Here is a 15,534-nt window from a genome sequence, read left to right as displayed (position 1 = left end):
GGGGAGATCCCGCTCCCGCGGCGTCGCCGGGTCAGGGAGGATGGCGGTGTGAGCGCCGACCTCGACGAGCTGCGACGCCTGCGCCGGGCGCGTGACCGGATGGACCGGGAGTACGCCCAGCCGCTCGACGTCCCGGCCCTGGCGCGGACGGCGCTCATGTCGACGGCGCACTTCAGCCGACGCTTCCGCGAGGCCTACTCCGAGACGCCGTACTCCTACCTCATGACGCGGCGCATCGAGCGGGCCCAGGCCCTCCTGCGGCGCGGGGACCTCACCGTCACCGAGGTGTGCTTCGCGGTCGGCTGTACCAGCCTCGGGTCGTTCTCGAGCCGATTCACCGAGCTCGTCGGGGAGACCCCGTCGGCCTACCGCGCGCGGGGTCACGACGAGCTCCAGCCCCTGCCGACCTGCCAGACGATGGCCGTCACCCGGCCGCGCCGGAGCGGGCCGGGGGAGAGCAGTTTCGGAGAAGCCGCCGTCGCGGAGCACGGCCTAGCGTTCCGGCCATGACGATTTCCCTGAGCGGCGTGCACGTGGTGGTCGACGACGTCGACGCCGCCCTCGCCTTCTACCGCGACACGCTCGGCATGACGGTGCGCAACGACGTCGGGAACGGCGCGTTCCGGTGGGTCACGCTGGTCACCGACACCCAGCCCGAGATCGGGATCGTGCTCTCGCCGCCGCACGCGGGACGCTCCCAGGAGGACGGCGACTCGCTCGCCGCCCTGCTGGCGAAGGGGGCGCTCGGCATGGTCCAGCTCCGCTGCGACGACCTCGACGCGATGTTCGACAAGATCGCGTCGGCCCCCGGCGTCGAGGTGCTCTCGGAGCCCGCGAGCCAGCCCTGGGGGGTGCGGGACGCCGCTGTCCGCGACCCGGCGGGCAACATGGTGCGGATCGAGCAGGCCTGATCGGCGGGTCAGCGGGCCGCGCCGCCGCCGAGTCGCTCGAGGTCGAGCGCGCCGCCGTGCAGCGGACAGAGCGGGTCGACGAAGGCGGCCTGGTCGTTGAACAGGACCGAGCACCGGCAGCCGTGGCGCACCGCGTCGTCACGCCCGGGACCCATCGCCGGGTCGACGCGCGCCGCCTTGCGTACGAGTTCGTCCACTGCTCTCCTCCGACTCCACGCCGGGAAACTGCGCTGTACGGACCAACGGACAGGCGCGCGAGCAGTGATGGTCCGGTTCACCTGGGTGAGCGAGTTCATCCCTCGTTCGGTGGCCCACGGCGAGCTGCGCCGAAGCGTTGTGGAGGCCGACACCGGCCGACGGATCGCAGCGGCCGACCTCGCGGCCGCGGTCACCGCCGAGCACCCGCCGCCGGGCTCAGCGCGGCGACGACCGCCCAGGCGCGGGCGCCCGCGTCATCACGCTGCTCCGTTTCGAACCGACGGCGTTCCTGCGGGCCCTCGAGCAGCACCGGGTCACCGCGTCGCTGGTCGCGCCCCCGATCATGCGGCTGCTCGCCCACCATCCGACCATCGGCGACCACGACCTCGGCGTGCTCCGAGTGGTCGGCTCTGCCGGCGCCCCACTGCCGGCCAAGAGCGCCGAGGCGCGCGAGCGCCGACTCGGGATCGCGGTCTGCAACGCCTACGGCATGACCGGGACCGGGTGGATCGCCCTCGACTCCGCCTCGGAGCCCCGCCGTCCCGGCACCGTCGGGAAGCCCGTCGACGGGCTCGAGCTGCGGCTCGTGGACCCGGAGACCGCGCGGGACGTGCCCGGCGGGGCGGCCGGCGAGGTCTGGGTCCGGAGTCCCGCCTACCTCGGCGAACCGGCCGCGACCGCGGCACTGATCACCCCCGACGGCTGGTGCCGGACCGGGGACCTCGGCGTGCTCGACGCGCATCCGCAGGGTCACCCTCGTCGAGGAGATCCCCCGGCTGCCGACAGGCAAGATCCTCCGTCGGCTGCTCCCCGCCGCGACCTGACGCGGGGCGCCGGCGGGCGCCCCGGGGCATGATCGTCGCCATGGTCTCCGCCCACGTGACGACGCGCGCGCTCGGGGAGCGCGACTTCGCGAGCCCCATCGACGACCGGTGGTTCGAGGACTACCGCCCTGGCGAGACCTACGAGTACGGGTGGCAGTCCCTCACGGAGGCCGAGATCGTCGACTACGCGATGCGCTACGACCCGCAACGCCTGCACACCGACCCGGCGTGGGCGCGGACCGGACCGTACCGCGGGCTCATCGCCAGCGGCTGGCAGAGCGCGGGCGTCATGATGCGGCTCTACTGCGACCACTACATCTCCCGCCGTCGCGAGCCTCGGCTCGCCGGGTGTCGACGAGCTGCGGTGGTCCTCGCCGCTGCGGCCGGATCAGCCGGTGCGGCTGCGGGTGACGGTCACCGAGGCACGGCCGTCGCGGTCCAAGCCCGACCGGGGCATCGTCCGCACCGACGTCGCCCTGCTCACCGAGGACGATCGCTGCCCGCTGAGCCTGCGGGCGTTGAACCTCGTGCTCCGGCGGCCGGGCGGCTGATCCTCACCCGCCGAGCGCCGCGGCCATCCGGTCCAGGTCCGCGCGCAGCTCGGCCCGGCGCTCCTCCGGGACGGCCTCGGCCATCCGCCGGTCGAGGGCGTACACGACGTCCCGGGCGGCCTCGAGCCGGCGCCGGCCCTCGTCGGTGAGGTGGGCCGGCAGGGCGCGCCCGTGCTCGCTGGCGGCGGGGCGGTGCACGAGCCCGGAGTCCTGCAGCCCGCGCAGGACCACGTTCATCGACTGCCGCGTGACGAACGCCCCGCGGGCCAGCTCGGCGTTAGTGAGCCCGGGGTGCTCCTCGAGCAGCTCCAGCGTGGCGTACTGCGGCACCGTGAGCCCGTGCGGGCGCAGCCGCTCGTCCATGCGCGCCCGAAGCGCGGACGCCGCGCGCTTGACGCGGTAGCCCAGCTTCTCGGTGGCGGGTTCGACGACGGGTTCGGCCATGTCAGGAGTTTGACATAAGCGAGGGCATGGCTCTACCTTCGGCGTGTCAGGACATTGACACGCAAGGAGGAACACGATGGCCACCACGACGATCGCCGCCGACACCGACGGCGAGCAGGTCACCCTCGTCAACGTCTTCACCGTCGCGCCCGAGCGCCAGGCCGAGCTGGTGGACGCCCTCGACCGCGCCACGCGCGAGGTGTTCGTCGACGACCCCGGCTTCGTCTCCGCGAACCTGCACGCGAGCCTCGACGGCACTCGGGTGATCAACTATGCGCAGTGGACCAGCCGCGAGGCCTATGGGACGGCGCTGTCCCGTCCCGAGGTCCGCGAGCACATCGGCGAGGCGGCCGCGCTCGCGCTCTCCTACGACCCGACGCTCGTCCGCGTGCGGGCCGTTCACCACGTCTGACCTGCCGGGACGTGACGGCGGCCGGGCCGGCCTCGGCCGCGTGGGCCCTTGGCGTCGAGCTGCCCGCCCTCGGTGGAGCGAGGACAGCGTGGCTGCTGCTCACCATCGTCAGGGTGCAGCCCAGCGCGATGCAGGTCTGGTCGCGGGCGGTGACCCAGGCGGTGAGGCGGGCGCCGGGGACGCGGCGGTTCCGGTCGCGGGTGGTGGTGGCGGGCTGGATCTGGTCGTGGAGAGTCTGCGGCCGATCACCAGGTGACGGGCAGCTCCAGCAGTCCGCCGGTCAGGCTGTCCTCGCGGCACCGCAGGGCCTCGGGCGCCACGGCGACCCGCAGCGTCGGGATCCGGGCCGGGAGGGCGGTGAAGACCGCGCGGAGCTCGACGCGGGCGAGGCTCGCCCCCACGCAGTGGTGCGCCCCGTGCCCGAAGCCCAGGTGCGGGTTCTCCGCCCGGTGGAGGTCGAGCTCGGCCGGCGAGGCGAACACCGCCGGGTCCTGGTTCGCGGCCCCGATCGAGAGCACCACGGCGTCCCCGGGCGCGATGACGACGCCGTCCACCTCGACCGCCTCGCGGGCGTAGCGGATCAGCCCGCCGCCCCGGCCACCGCCCGGCACCGGCAGCCGGAGGATCTCCTCGACGGCGTGGGCGACCTCGTCGGGCCCGTCCGGCAGCGCTGCGGCGCCGCCGTCGTGGGGGAACAGCCGGAGCACCCCGGCGTCGATGCGGTTGACGGTGGTCTCGTGGCCGGCGAAGAGCAGCGCGGCCGCGAGCCCGGTGACCGCCATGTCGGAGAGGGCCGGGTGCTCCCGCTGGGCGGCGAGCAGGTCGGAGAGGACGTCCTCCCCGGGCGACTCCCGCTTCACGGCGAGCAGCCCCGCCATGTACTCGCCGAGGGCGGTCATGCCCGCCCGGCTCGCCTCGGCGTCGTCCATCGTGGCGACCTGCGCGGAGAAGGCGCGGAAGCGGTCGCGGTCGGCGTAGGGCACGCCGAGGAGTTCGCAGATGACGAGGGCGGGCAGCGGCACGGCGAGCGCGGCGTGGAGGTCCGCGGGCCGCTCCCAGGCGAGCAGGTCGTCGATCATGCCGTCCACCAGCTCGCCGACGTGGTCGGTGAGGCGGCGCATCCGTCGTGCGGAGAACGCGGGGGCGAGCAGGCGGCGCATCGCCTGGTGGGAGGCCTGCTCCTGCTCGTGGTCGCCCATCGGACCGCCGAGCAGGACCCCGTCGTGCAGCCTCGCGGCCTTCTCGGGCTCGGGGTGCGAGCGGCCCAGGCGCGGGTCGGCGAGCAGCGAGCGCACCTGCGCGTACCCGGTGACCAGCCAGGCCTCGTCCCCGGTGCGCGTGCGCACCCGCGTCACCGGGGCGTGCTCGCGCAGCGGGCCGAGCGTCGGGGCGAGACCGAGCGGGTCGGGCGTGGGGAAGGGGAGGCGGGGGAGGTCGGTGGCGGTCACCCCGCCATAGTCGCCCCGCCCGGGGCGGCGGCGCCTCCACCGAGGGGTCGAGGCGGGGTGGAGACCGCCTACCCCTCGGGACCGCCGCGCCTCTCCAGGCCGATCTGCTCGACGTCGACGGCGTCGAGGCGGCGTGGGCAGGACAACGGTCAGGAGGACTTCGGGCCACGCCTCACCCTGTGATCGCGTCGATCGCGGTCAGTACGGCGAGGACCAGGAGCAGCGCCGCCGCCGCCCACGTCAGCCACCGCGCCGGCACCACCCGTCGCAGCCGGTCGCCGCCGTAGACCGCCACCGCGGAGACCAGCCACAGGGCGAGCGCCGCACCGATCCCGACCGCGAGCGGATCACCGTACCGGGCCGCGAGGGTCACGGTGATGATCTGGGTCGGGTCCCCGAGCTCGGCGAGCAGGACGACGGTGAAGGCGGTGAGCACCACCCGCCGGCGGGTTCCCGGCCGGCCGTCGAGGACGCGGTCGCCGTCATCGTCGTCGTCCTCGCGCAGGACCAGCACCGCGGCGACGAGGAAGATCACCGCGAGCAGGGCCTCGAGCGGCCGCTTCGGGAGCAGGGCCACCACGCTCCCGGCCGCCACCGACACGACGGTCTGGACCGTGTGGGCCGCGATCGCCCCGATCAGCACCAGCCGTGGCGGGTACCGGCTGCCGAGCACGACGGCCGCCACCGCGCTGGTGTCGGGCAGCTCCGCGAGGGCGACGATCCCGAACACGATGCCGAGGACGGCGAAGTTCACGGGTGAAAGGGCTATCGGTCCGGAGCCCCGAGCACAACTGCGGGCCACGACCGGTGATTGGTCGCGGGCACCCACCGGGCACTCCCCGCGCCATGCCGGACACCGCGATCCTCGACGTCGACGGCACCCTCGTCGACTCGAACTACCAGCACGCCCTCGCCTGGTACCGGGCGTTCCGCCGCTTCGGGACCACGCTGCCGATCTGGCGCCTGCACCGCGCCGTCGGGATGGGCGGTGACCAGCTGGTGACCCACGTCGCCGGGGAGCAGGCCGAGTCGGGGTACGGCGACGACGTCCGCGCCGCGCACGGTGAGGAGTTCGACTCGCTCATCGGGGAGGTCGCGGCATTCGACGACGCCGAGCGGCTGCTCTCGGGCCTGCGCGAGGACCGGATGCGGGTCGTGCTCGCCACCTCCGGGTCCAGCGAGGTGGCCGGGCACCTCCTCGGCCTGGTCGACGGCCGGAGCTACGCCCACGACGTCGTCACCAGCGCCGACGTCGAGGCCAGCAAGCCTGCGCCCGACCTCGTCGAGCTCGCCCTCGACCGGGCCGGCGACGGCGACGCGGTGCTCGTCGGGGACTCGGTGTGGGACGGTCAGGCGGGAGTGCGGGCCGGGGTGCCGTTCCTCGCGGTCCGCACCGGCGGGTTCTCCGACGACGAGCTGACCGAGGCCGGCGCCCGCCACGTCGTGGCGTCGCTCTCCGAACTGCTCGACCACATCCGCGGACAGGGGAGGAGTGCGGCATGAGCCCGACGACGACCCGATCGACCCCCCACCCGACGGGGCTGCGCGACCGGGAGCGGTGCGACACCCTCGTGCTCGCCGCGCTGGCCTCCGCCGATCGCGACGGGTACGGCGTGCTGCGCCGGTTGCAGGAGGGCGTCCGCGGCACGCCGCTGCCCTCGGTGCAGCAGGTGTTCGCCTCGCTGCACCGCCTCGAGCGCAACCGGCTCGTGCGCCGGGCGCCGGGCGACCCGCGCCGCTACCGGCTGACCGCCACCGGGTCCCGGATACTGGCCGCCCGGACCGCCGCGGCCGACGCCTACGCCCGCGGGCTGCACGCCCTGCAGGAATGAGCTAGCCCTTCCGGCCGGCGACGACGTCGTCGGCCTTCGTGGCCCCCCGCGAGCCCATCGGCTGCGGGCGCCCCTTCGTGGTGTCCTCGACCGTCTGCAGCTCGGACTCCGCGTTGATCTCGGCGCCCAGCAGCACGATGTAGCTGGTCAGGTAGATCCACAGCATGAGCACGACCACGCCGGCGAGCGCGCCGTAGGTCTTGTTGTAGCTGCCGAAGTTGTCGACGTAGAGGCTGAACAGCACGCTGCCGACGACCCACAGCACCGTCGCGGCCACCGAGCCGAGGGTCACCCAGCGGAAGCGGGGCGCGTCGCGGTCGGGCGCCACGCGGTAGAGCACGGCGAGCCCGACCACCACGAGCAGCACCAGGAGCACCCAGCGCACCACCTGACCGATGACCTGCCCCGGCCCGCCCAGCTGGTCGAGCACGATCGGGGCCACGGCGACCAGAGCGATCGAGACGATGACGAACACGACCGCGCCGAGCGTCAGCGCGAGGGCCAGGGCCCGCAGCTTCACCGCGTTGCGGCCCTCGGTCTCGTCGTAGGCGATGTTGACCGCGGCCATGAGGTTCTGGGTCCCGCTCGAGGCGCTGAACAGCGCCGCCAGGGCCGCGATGATCAGGCCGGTGGTCAGGCCGCCGCTGCTGCTGGTCACCACGGACTGCAGCTGCTCGGCCACCAGCGGCCGCGCGGTCTCGGGCAGCGCCGAGGTGACGCTCTCCAGCGTGTGCGCCGCCTGCGCGGGATCGGCCACGAGGCCGTAGAGCGAGACCAGCGCGATCAGCGCCGGGAAGACGGCGAGGAAGCCGAAGAACGCGACCCCGCCGGCGAGCATGCTGACCTTGTCCTTGCTGCTCTCGGCGAAGGCCCGCCGCACGATCTGCCACCAGCCGGCCGGCGGGATGTCCGTCGGGGTCGCGGCCCGCGACCCGGGTGGGGTGTCGGGCACGCCGTTCGGGGAACGGGGCGGTCGGTCGGCGTCCGGCGAACGGCGGACGCCGTGGACCACGCTGCGCGCGACGAGGCCGGCGGAGAGCAGACGAGCGGGCTTCACGCGCGGTGGTACCCATCTCGTCGGCCGCCCGACCCCCGTTCCCACGGTGACGGCGTCGACGATTGCGGCGGCGCGATCGCCGGGCACCTCGACGTAGGAGGCCGACACGCAGGTCGGGCAGGCCGTCAGCGAGGCCGCCGAGCAGCTCTCCTGGTTCCAGCTCGCGGTGCCCGCGCTCACCGGCGCGCTGGTCGTGCTCAGCAGGCACTCCGCGTCGCCCGCCGGGTCGGGTCGGCCCTCGGCGTCGCGGCCTGACCCGCGACGACCCGTGTGGGTCACGCGCGGGGGCGTGGGCCCACCCCCGGCGTGACCCGGGCTAGCACCATGCACAGCGGGCACAGCGCCCGCTGGCGGCCCGCGTCGTGCCCGGCCCGCCAGGCGAGCGCGCACACCAGCGGGATCGTGTGGCCCCGCGTGGTCGCGGTGCGCGTGCAGTGACCCGTCCTCGCAGGCCCGGCGGACCCGGCTGGTGAACACCCGGACGATGCCGGCGGTCCTGACGGGATCGTGCAGCTCCGCCGTCTCCGCCGCCCCCGCCACCTCGCAACCCAGCGTCATGCCCGGTCAACGAGCGCGCGGGGTCCCGGGAGACGCGGCGTCGTTCGTCGGGTGCTACCAGAACTTGATGCCGACGGACTTCAGCCGGCGGCGGTGGAGGTGCTCCACCTTGTCGACGTCGGCCTCGGAGATGAGGTCGCCCCAGGCCGAGGCCGCCTTCGTGCCCTGCTTGAGGAGCTCCTCCATCTCGTCGTCGACGATGTCGGCGCTCTGAATGACCCGGGAGCCGAAGCCGATGTGCCAGCGCTCGTCGCGCAGCACGAGCTCCATCCCCTTGTGCACGCCGGGCATCTTCACCGACTGCTTCTCGAGGGTGTCGAGCAGCGCGTGCTGCCCGGCCGTGAGGACGACACCCTCGAGGATCATGTGGTAGAGCCCGACCGCGGCCGTGAGGCCCTCGGGGTCGTCGGCGACGCGCTGCGCGGTCGCCGGGAGGCGCTCCTCGAACAGCTCGACGAGGTCGGGGCTCACCCGCCCGCGGAGGTGCTCCAGACGCTCGGTCAGGTTCGCGCCGGGGACGCCCGCGACCTCGGCGACGACACGGTCGAAGAACCGGGCGTGGCGGGCCTCGTCCCGGGCCTGCGCGACGAAGACCTTCTCCATGGCGTCGTCGGTGCTGGCCGCGGCCTGGAAGCTCTTGAGGTGCGTCGCGACCGACGTCTCGCCGATGACGAACCCGGCGAGCAGACCGACGACCTGCTCGCGCTCCTCGGCGTCGAGCTGCTGCCACGCCTCGGCGTCGGCCGAGAGGTCGATCGCGGTCTCGTCCCACTGCAGGGAATCGGCGAGCTGGGCGAAGTGGCCGTACCCGGTGATCATCTGAACAGATCCCTCACTCCTCCGGGAACTCGCCCGGCTCCAGCGCACGGAAGTCCGACTTCTCGGCTCCGCAGATCGGGCACATCCAGTCGTCCGGGATGTCCTCGAAGGGAGTCCCGGGTGGGATTCCGCTGTCGGGATCGCCCTCCTCCGGATCGTAGATGAATCCGCACATCTCGCAGAGCCACCGCGTGGCCTGCGGCCGGGCCTCGGTCGCCTCGACGCTCATCTGCCACCTCCCGGAGAAGACCGCGGAACCGTACCGGCCCGGACACCGGGAAGGGGCGCCGGAACCGAGTTCCGGCGCCCCTCCACGGCTCCTGCGATCAGTCGTCCATCTGTGCGACGTACATCGTCACCTCAGGAGCGACCCCGATCTCCTCGAACTCGGGGGCCTCCCACACGTGGAGCTCCACGGACTTTCACCTCCTCGTGAACGACAGGACTGCGCTGCGGCCGGCGTCCGTCAGGACTCGGGCAGCGCGAACACGAACAGCGCGTCGCCGGCCGCGGCGCCGAGCAGACCGGGGAGGAAGCCCTCGATCCAGCCGCCCCATCCGGTGGGCACCGCGATGTACTGGCGGCCGTCCACGCTGTACGTCGACGGGCTGCTGTGGTGCCCGCTGCCGCACTGGAACGACCACAGCTTCTCGCCGGTCTGGTCGTCGAGGGCGACGAACTCGCCGGTCGGCGTGCCCTGGAAGACCAGCCCGCCCGCCGTGGTCAGCGTCGACGAGCACATCGGGTACTCGTTGCGCCACCGCCACTTCTCCTCGCCGGTCAGCGGGTCGATGGCGGCCACGAACCCGTAGTGGTCGTCGAGGTCGACGGCCACGCCCGCGCCCCAGTAGGGGATGCTCTCCTTGAACTCGCGACGACGGCGGGTGGCCGTCGCGCCGACCTCCTGCACCGGCACGTAGATCAGCCCCGTGTTCGGGCTGTACGCCATGTGCGTCCATTCCTTCCCGCCGGCCGGGCCCGGCCAGAAGTGGACGGGCACGCCTTCCTCGTCCGGGTAGACCTTCGCGGTCACCTTGCCGTCCGGGGTGATCTCGCCCCAGGTGATCCGGTCGACGAAGGGGAACACGCGGACCAGTTCGCCGTTGGTCCGGTCGAGGACGAAGAAGTACCCGTTCTTGTCCGCGTGGGCGAGCAGCTTGCGCCCGTCGGGCGCGTCGAACAGGACGTTCTCCATCGTCGAGTCGTAGTCCCACAGGTCGTGGGGCGTGAACTGGTAGTGCCAGCGGATCTCGCCGGTGTTCACGTCGACCGCGATGGTCGAGTCGGTGTACAGGTTGTCGCCCGGCCGCACGCCGCCGTCGAAGTCCGGCGCCGGGTTGCCCGTGCCCTGGTACAGGAGTTCGAGCTCCGGGTCGTACGACGGGGTCACCCAGCAGTTCGCACCGCCGCGCTGCCACGCCTCGCCGTCGTCGGGCCAGGTCTCCGAGCCGGGCTCGCCGGGCTTCGGGATCGTGTAGCAGCGCCACTGGCGCTCGCCGGTCTGCGCGTCGAAGGCGTCGAGGTGGCCGCGGAGACCGAACTCCCCACCGGAGCTCCCCACGATGACCTTGTCCTTGACGATGAGCGGCGCGACGGTGCCGCTCTCGCCGGCGCGGACGTCGCCGTTGACGACGTCGAAGACGAGGTCGCCGGTCTGGGCGTCGAGCGCGATGAGGTGGGCGTTCAGCGTGTACATGTACACGCGGCCGTGCCCGACTGCCACGCCTCGGTTGACGTTCCCGCAGCAGAGCGAGACGTCGTACGGCGAGGCGTGCTTGTAGCGCCACAGCTCCTCGCCGGTCGTGGCGTCGATCGCCCAGAGCTTGCCCTCCGGGCCCGAGACGTACATGACGCCCTCGACGACGAGCGGGGACGCCTCGAACGAGTAGGTCGACGACCCCGAGTGCAGGCCCGCCGAGCCGGCCTGGAACACCCACGCGGGCGACAGGCGCTTGACGTTGTCCTTGTTGATCTGGTCGAGCCGGCTGTGCCGCTGGCCGTCGTAGGTCCCGTAGTAGGTGAGCCAGTTCTCCGGCTCCGACGCGGCGTTCTGGATGCGCTCGTCGTTGACGTCACGGGTGGCCGGCGCGTTGCCCTTGGTGGCGCTGAGCGTCTTGTGGGGGACGGCCTCGCCGGCGTCCACGTAGTCGGTCATGGGTGCTCCTCCTTACGGGCGCGGCTGCGGGGGACGGTCGATCTTGGCCGAGTCGGGAACCTCGCCGCCGAAGACCAACGCGGCGGTGAGGCCGCGGCCCTCGTCGTTCCCGGTGGTCGAGCCGTAGTAGTAGGTCCCCGGTCCGCCCAGGCTCAGCCGCGCCGTGCCCTTGGAGTGGTTCACCAACCAGATGATCTTGGGATCACCGTCGTTGGGCAGCACCGCGCAGTGGGTGTTCTTGTCGTCGTTGATGAGCGTCAGCTCGACCTCGCCGCCGTGCGGGAAGACGAGGATCGACGGGTCGAAGATCAGTTCGTCCTCGGGGATGCGGATCGTCGCCCGCATGACGCCGTCCGAGCCCTCCTCCGCGTGCCCGATGTTGCCGGTGCCGAGGAGCCGTCCCAGCGCCGTCCGGTTCTGTCCGTCGAGACCCGCTTCGTGCAGCTGCGTGTCTCGATCGCCTGCGGTGGCCGTCATCGGCCATCCCTCCTCTACTCGGATATCCGGGCGGGCCACCGAGCCGCCGTCGCTCTCCCGAGGGCGAGCAGGGCGTCCCGGACGAGGGTCACGGTGTGGAGAGAGAGGTGCTCATGCACGTGCCGCCACGGGTCTGTCGACCGTTCATCCGATCTTGGTGACCACTGGGCGGCAGGACACGACGTCGCCGACGTCGACAGCGCGTCGACAGTCGATCAACGGTGTGTGCTGAGCCACAGTCGACCATAGGGAGGTGACCGGTGGTCGGCAAGGGGGGGCGGCGAGTGATCAGATGTCGATCACTCGGACCTGCTCCGGCTCGTACGACGTTCCGGAGCGCGGAACGACGCCCGCCCGGGACTGGGGGAGAGGGAGGGGGCTACCCGTCCGTCCGTCCGGGTTCCGCGCCCGACGGTGTCGCGGGGTTCCGGACGACGGTTAGGGTCTCGGCCGGGGTGGCGCCGTCGCCGGGGATGCGGGCCGCCCGGCGGGAGGTCGAGGGGACGTGCCGAGGTTCGGACCGCCCGACGCGCTCGCCCGGCTCTGCACCGGCAGCGCCCATGCCGACAGCGTCGAGCTCAAGGCGCTGCTCAGCACCCCGGCCGCGCAGGCCGCCGAGGCACTGACCGGCCGGCCGTCGCCCACGTGGAGCGAGCGCCGGACATACCTCCTCGACACCGAGGCGCTGGACCTGCTCCGGGCCGGGGTCGAGATCCGGCTGCGGCGCCGGGCGCGGGGTCGCTACGACCTGGCGGTCTCGACCCACCGCGCCGGCACGGCGCACGAGCGCGACGTCCCCCGGGGCGTGCGGGTCGAGCTCGACGTCGTCCCCGGGGCGGTGTGGCAGGACATCGAGGTCCGCCGCGAGGTCGATCCGGGCGAGGCCTCCCACGTGATCGCGCGCGCCTTCGACCCCCGCGAGCTCCTCAGCACGACCCAGCGCGCGTGGGCGCTGCGCGGCGGGAACGAGCCCGTCGACGACGGCGCGCTCAAGGAGCTGACCGTCCTCGGACCCCTGGTCGTGCACCGGGTCAAGGTCACCGCCGCCGCGCCGGGACTGCGCGCGGACCTCGAGCACTTCCGGTTCCCCAGCGGGCGCACGATGGTCGAGCTGTCCACCCACTGCGGTCCCCACGAGGTGGCCGCGACGGCCGCGGCGTTCGACCGGTTGTTCGACGACCAGCAGATCGCCGTGGCCGACGGATACCGCACGAAGACCTCGCTGTGGCGGGAGGAGTTCGGCGCCTGAAGCGCGCCGTCACGTCACGCCGACCCCCGCGCCCGCCTGCAAGGCGTGCGCCCACCGCAGCGTCGTCGCGAGCCACAGCAGGATGTCGTGGCAGCGCAGCCGGGTCGGCGCGGCGTCCCCGGTGGTCTCCGCAACGGCGGTCTCGAGGGCGGCGAAGGCGCCGGCGTTGGCCACCAGCTCGCGCCGCACGACTGCCTCCACGCCGCTGTCGCCCTCCTCGAGGTGGGGGAGCAGGGCCCGTCGGGTGGTCCGGGTGAGGTGGGGGACGAGCGCCGGGTGCCGGTGGTGCAGGGCGGCCAGCACGTGCCCGGGGTGCGCGCCGGCCGCCGCGCCGATCCCGCGCAGCAACCATCCGACGGTGCCGGGCTCGTCGAGCACAGAGAACTCCTCGGCGGGCAGCGCCCACAGCGGCCGGCCGGCCGCCCGGAGCACGGTCTCGTCCACCCGCGAGCCGACCCGGGCGAGCGCGTCGTGCACATCGGTCCACGCGTCGCGGGCGAGCCGGCCGTGCAGCCCCTCGCCGAGCAGGACGTCGCCGTCGGGGCCGGTGCTCGGCCCGGCCGCGTCGAACCGGGACCAGGGGTAGGCCGGGACCCGCACCCAGCGACCCTCGGGGACGCCGGGGGAGCGGAAGCGCAGCGGTCGTCGTGCGCAGGCGTAGCCGAGGATCGCGGCGAGGGCGTCCTCCCACGGGATCGGGTCCGGCCCCGCGCTCGGCAGGACCAGGACGGCGTCGGCGGCTATCGCGGGGTCGACCACGGCGGCGCCGTCCGCGAGACCAGGTGGGAGGACAGCCCGACCGCCACGATGATCAGCAGGCCGAACACCAGGGCGGCGCCCACCGACAGCAGCCGGATGAGCAGGCCTCCGGCCACCACGCCCACGGCGAACGCCACCAGGGCGAGCGCACGACGCAGCCGCGACGGGTCGTGGCGGTCCCGGCCGCGCTCGGTGAGCATGCCGGTCATCGTGAGGGTCAGCACCGCGGTGAGCAGGTCCGGCACCTTGAGATGGCGGATGAGGGCCAGCTGCCCGCCCATCGACGCGGCGAGCAGGACGGTGATCATGGCGCGGACGGCGGGGTGGAGGTCGTCGCCGACCAGCAGGGCGGTGACGGTCACGGGGACGGCGAGGACCGTCTTGTAGGCGGTGGTGTCCCGGACCGCCCGCCCGCGGTGCCCACGGTCGTGCCGGCAGATGCGTGCCCCGGCGAGCACCCCGACGAGGAAGCCGACCAGCGCGAGGGCCGAGGACGCCACCGAGAACCCCGTCGCCCCGGAGAGCCCGAGCCCGAGGATGACCAGGTTGCCGGTCATCGCGGCGACGAACACGTGGTCGAGCGCGAGGATGCTGGTGGCGTCGACGACGCCGGCCAGCACCGTCAGGGCCAGGAGCAGTGCCGGCAGGGGACCGTCGCGCTCGTCGACGAACGCGGCGCGCACCGTCGCACCGATGCCCGGTACGTCACCGGTCGTCCGCGAGGGTTCGTCCTGCGCCACCTCGCGAGTACAGCACCCGCGGGGCGGTCTCAGGTCGCCGCAGGCACCGGCGCCTCGGTGACGAGGACCCGGGCCGATCGACGCTCCTGCACCGCCCGCGCCTGCTCGATCCCTTCCCACTCGTTGCAGAGCAGGAACAGGTGCCTGCCGTCGGGACCGCCCAGCACGCACGAGAAGCACGGCAGGTCGGTCTCGACGCGGTGGGTGATCTCGCCGCCGTCGAGCACCCGCACGCACGCCCCGGCCGGGACGCCCGGCGTCCCGCTGTGGGCGAAGGTGTCGGCGGTCTGGCTCCAGATCGCCCCCTCGGCGTCGACGCAGATGCCGTCGGGGCCCAGACCCTGCGCCCACACCCGCCGCCCGACGAGGCTTCCGTCGTCGGCGATGTCGAACGCGGTCAGGCGTCCCGCGAACGACTCGGCGACCACGAGCGTCGAGCCGTCGGGGGCCACGACCATGCCGTTGGGGAAGTGGACGTCCTCGGCGACCCGGCGGGACGTGCCGTCCGGGGCGAGCAGGTCGATCCAGCCGGGCCGCGGGGTGCCCCCGCCGAGGAAGTCGAAGTCGAACCCGTCGACGTACCGGTGGCCCCGCGGGTCGGTGACGATCTCGTTGGCGCCGTGCTCCCGGAGGGTCGTGGTCGTGCCGTCGGGCTCGTGGCGGGTGATCGCGTCGCCGGTGGTGAGCAGACGGCCGTCGGGGAGCCAGTCGAGCGACCAGCCCATCCGGTGCGGGCCCGCCGCCACGACCTCGGCGTTCCCGTCGAGGTCGACGGCGACCACCTCGGCGGCACCCCAGTCGGCGAACCAGAGCCGGCCGTCGTGCCACCGGGCCGACTCGACCATGGACCGCCCGGTGAGGAGGGTGCGGGCGGTGGGCAGGTACTCGATCTCGTGCGTCGTCATGTCCTCTCTACGGAGGGGCCCGGCGGAATCGACAGCGGGAGGGGCATCGTCGGCCGACTGGTGAGGTCGGCTATTCAAGGGGCGGGAGTAGGTCGTTTCGATGGTGCGGGCGCGCTCTGGTTGGTTGAGCGCTCGAACCGCGCTGCTAGTGCCCGTCGGTTGCCGTGGTGGTGATGAGGTCGTCGAGGCCGCAGT

At 73.4% G+C, this 15,534-nt stretch carries 21 protein-coding genes and 1 pseudogene; 9 read left to right on the top strand and 13 right to left on the bottom strand.

The window, feature by feature from the left end; genetic code table 11:
• Window positions 1-99: 99 nt before the first annotated feature.
• Entirely contained in the window at window positions 100-510 is a 411-nt protein-coding gene (locus VGH76_RS21940; protein ID WP_331558845.1) for a helix-turn-helix transcriptional regulator, read from the top strand.
• Window positions 507-911 (top strand): VOC family protein, encoded by a 405-nt coding sequence (locus VGH76_RS21935; RefSeq protein WP_331558844.1) that lies wholly within the window; start codon window positions 507-509, stop codon window positions 909-911. Before VGH76_RS21940 ends, VGH76_RS21935 begins: the two co-directional genes overlap by 4 nt.
• An 8-nt stretch (window positions 912-919) precedes the next feature.
• Here the strand turns inward: VGH76_RS21935 and VGH76_RS21930 are convergent, their stop codons facing one another.
• Window positions 920-1,108: a hypothetical protein gene (locus VGH76_RS21930; RefSeq protein WP_331558843.1), complete on the bottom strand. Its 189-nt coding sequence runs from the start codon at window positions 1,106-1,108 to the stop codon at window positions 920-922.
• A gap of 137 nt (window positions 1,109-1,245) precedes the next feature.
• On the opposite strand from VGH76_RS21930, the gene VGH76_RS21925 reads away from it, so the two are divergent.
• From VGH76_RS21925 to VGH76_RS21915, 3 genes and pseudogenes are all read left to right on the top strand, one after another.
• Window positions 1,246-1,965, top strand: coding sequence for an AMP-binding protein (locus tag VGH76_RS21925; RefSeq protein ID WP_331558842.1), 720 nt, complete (start codon window positions 1,246-1,248; stop codon window positions 1,963-1,965).
• A pseudogene (locus tag VGH76_RS21920) lies at window positions 1,962-2,192 on the top strand (hypothetical protein); the annotation flags it as partial. The gene VGH76_RS21925 and the pseudogene VGH76_RS21920, both read left to right, overlap by 4 nt.
• A 136-nt stretch (window positions 2,193-2,328) precedes the next feature.
• Window positions 2,329-2,484 carry a hypothetical protein gene (locus tag VGH76_RS21915; protein ID WP_331558846.1) on the top strand — a complete coding sequence of 52 codons (156 nt, stop codon included), beginning with the start codon at window positions 2,329-2,331 and terminating at the stop codon, window positions 2,482-2,484.
• A gap of 3 nt (window positions 2,485-2,487) precedes the next feature.
• On the opposite strand, the gene VGH76_RS21910 is transcribed toward VGH76_RS21915, so the two are convergent.
• Entirely contained in the window at window positions 2,488-2,928 is a 441-nt protein-coding gene (locus VGH76_RS21910) for a MarR family winged helix-turn-helix transcriptional regulator (RefSeq protein WP_331558841.1), read from the bottom strand.
• Window positions 2,929-3,004: 76 nt separating this feature from the next.
• Here VGH76_RS21910 and VGH76_RS21905 point away from each other — a divergent pair, with 76 nt between their 5' ends.
• Window positions 3,005-3,340 (top strand): antibiotic biosynthesis monooxygenase family protein, encoded by a 336-nt coding sequence (locus VGH76_RS21905; RefSeq protein ID WP_331558840.1) that lies wholly within the window; start codon window positions 3,005-3,007, stop codon window positions 3,338-3,340.
• A gap of 245 nt (window positions 3,341-3,585) precedes the next feature.
• Here VGH76_RS21905 and VGH76_RS21900 read toward each other — a convergent pair whose 3' ends face one another.
• Both VGH76_RS21900 and VGH76_RS21895 read right to left on the bottom strand, forming a co-directional pair.
• Window positions 3,586-4,788, bottom strand: coding sequence for a cytochrome P450 (locus VGH76_RS21900; protein ID WP_331558839.1), 1,203 nt, complete (start codon window positions 4,786-4,788; stop codon window positions 3,586-3,588).
• Between the two features lie 172 nt (window positions 4,789-4,960).
• A complete protein-coding gene (locus VGH76_RS21895) occupies window positions 4,961-5,542 on the bottom strand; it encodes a TMEM165/GDT1 family protein (RefSeq protein ID WP_331558838.1) in 582 nt (193 codons plus the stop codon).
• Window positions 5,543-5,634: 92 nt separating this feature from the next.
• Between VGH76_RS21895 and VGH76_RS21890 the strand changes: the two genes are divergently transcribed.
• Together VGH76_RS21890 and VGH76_RS21885 are read left to right on the top strand one after the other, a co-directional pair.
• Window positions 5,635-6,291, top strand: a complete 657-nt coding sequence (locus VGH76_RS21890; RefSeq protein WP_331558837.1) for an HAD family hydrolase — start codon at window positions 5,635-5,637, stop codon at window positions 6,289-6,291.
• Entirely contained in the window at window positions 6,288-6,620 is a 333-nt protein-coding gene (locus tag VGH76_RS21885) for a PadR family transcriptional regulator (RefSeq protein ID WP_331558836.1), read from the top strand. Before VGH76_RS21890 ends, VGH76_RS21885 begins: the two co-directional genes overlap by 4 nt.
• A 1-nt stretch (window position 6,621) precedes the next feature.
• Here VGH76_RS21885 and VGH76_RS21880 read toward each other — a convergent pair whose 3' ends face one another.
• From VGH76_RS21880 to VGH76_RS21855, 6 genes are all read right to left on the bottom strand, one after another.
• A complete protein-coding gene (locus tag VGH76_RS21880; RefSeq protein WP_331558835.1) occupies window positions 6,622-7,956 on the bottom strand; it encodes a YihY/virulence factor BrkB family protein in 1,335 nt (444 codons plus the stop codon).
• A gap of 333 nt (window positions 7,957-8,289) precedes the next feature.
• The gene (locus VGH76_RS21875; protein WP_331558834.1) at window positions 8,290-9,054 is read right to left on the bottom strand and encodes a ribonucleotide-diphosphate reductase subunit beta; all 765 of its coding nucleotides are present in this window, start codon (window positions 9,052-9,054) and stop codon (window positions 8,290-8,292) included.
• 13 nt (window positions 9,055-9,067) lie between these two features.
• Complete coding sequence (gene rd, locus VGH76_RS21870; protein WP_331558833.1) at window positions 9,068-9,283, bottom strand: rubredoxin; 216 nt, start codon at window positions 9,281-9,283, stop codon at window positions 9,068-9,070.
• Between the two features lie 97 nt (window positions 9,284-9,380).
• Entirely contained in the window at window positions 9,381-9,470 is a 90-nt protein-coding gene (gene pqqA, locus VGH76_RS21865; RefSeq protein WP_133825024.1) for a pyrroloquinoline quinone precursor peptide PqqA, read from the bottom strand.
• 50 nt (window positions 9,471-9,520) lie between these two features.
• Entirely contained in the window at window positions 9,521-11,209 is a 1,689-nt protein-coding gene (locus tag VGH76_RS21860) for a PQQ-dependent dehydrogenase, methanol/ethanol family (RefSeq protein ID WP_331558832.1), read from the bottom strand.
• Window positions 11,210-11,221: 12 nt separating this feature from the next.
• Entirely contained in the window at window positions 11,222-11,686 is a 465-nt protein-coding gene (locus VGH76_RS21855) for an MSMEG_3727 family PQQ-associated protein (RefSeq protein ID WP_331558831.1), read from the bottom strand.
• A gap of 505 nt (window positions 11,687-12,191) precedes the next feature.
• Between VGH76_RS21855 and VGH76_RS21850 the strand changes: the two genes are divergently transcribed.
• The gene (locus VGH76_RS21850; protein ID WP_331558830.1) at window positions 12,192-12,935 is read left to right on the top strand and encodes a hypothetical protein; all 744 of its coding nucleotides are present in this window, start codon (window positions 12,192-12,194) and stop codon (window positions 12,933-12,935) included.
• A 9-nt stretch (window positions 12,936-12,944) separates the two neighbouring features.
• On the opposite strand, the gene VGH76_RS21845 is transcribed toward VGH76_RS21850, so the two are convergent.
• The 3 genes from VGH76_RS21845 to VGH76_RS21835 are packed head-to-tail and all read right to left on the bottom strand — an operon-like array spanning window position 12,945 to window position 15,339.
• Window positions 12,945-13,694 (bottom strand): hypothetical protein, encoded by a 750-nt coding sequence (locus tag VGH76_RS21845; RefSeq protein ID WP_331558829.1) that lies wholly within the window; start codon window positions 13,692-13,694, stop codon window positions 12,945-12,947.
• Window positions 13,676-14,434: a YoaK family protein gene (locus VGH76_RS21840; RefSeq protein ID WP_331558828.1), complete on the bottom strand. Its 759-nt coding sequence runs from the start codon at window positions 14,432-14,434 to the stop codon at window positions 13,676-13,678. The genes VGH76_RS21845 and VGH76_RS21840 overlap by 19 nt, the downstream gene beginning before the upstream one ends.
• A 29-nt stretch (window positions 14,435-14,463) precedes the next feature.
• The gene (locus VGH76_RS21835; protein ID WP_331558827.1) at window positions 14,464-15,339 is read right to left on the bottom strand and encodes an SMP-30/gluconolactonase/LRE family protein; all 876 of its coding nucleotides are present in this window, start codon (window positions 15,337-15,339) and stop codon (window positions 14,464-14,466) included.
• Window positions 15,340-15,534: the final 195 nt, after the last annotated feature.

The sequence above is a fragment of the Actinomycetospora sp. genome, assembly GCF_036497585.1.
Lineage (GTDB): Bacteria > Actinomycetota > Actinomycetes > Mycobacteriales > Pseudonocardiaceae > Actinomycetospora.
Note: the sequence above shows the minus strand (reverse complement) of the source record. Positions and strands in the feature narration are given on the sequence as shown.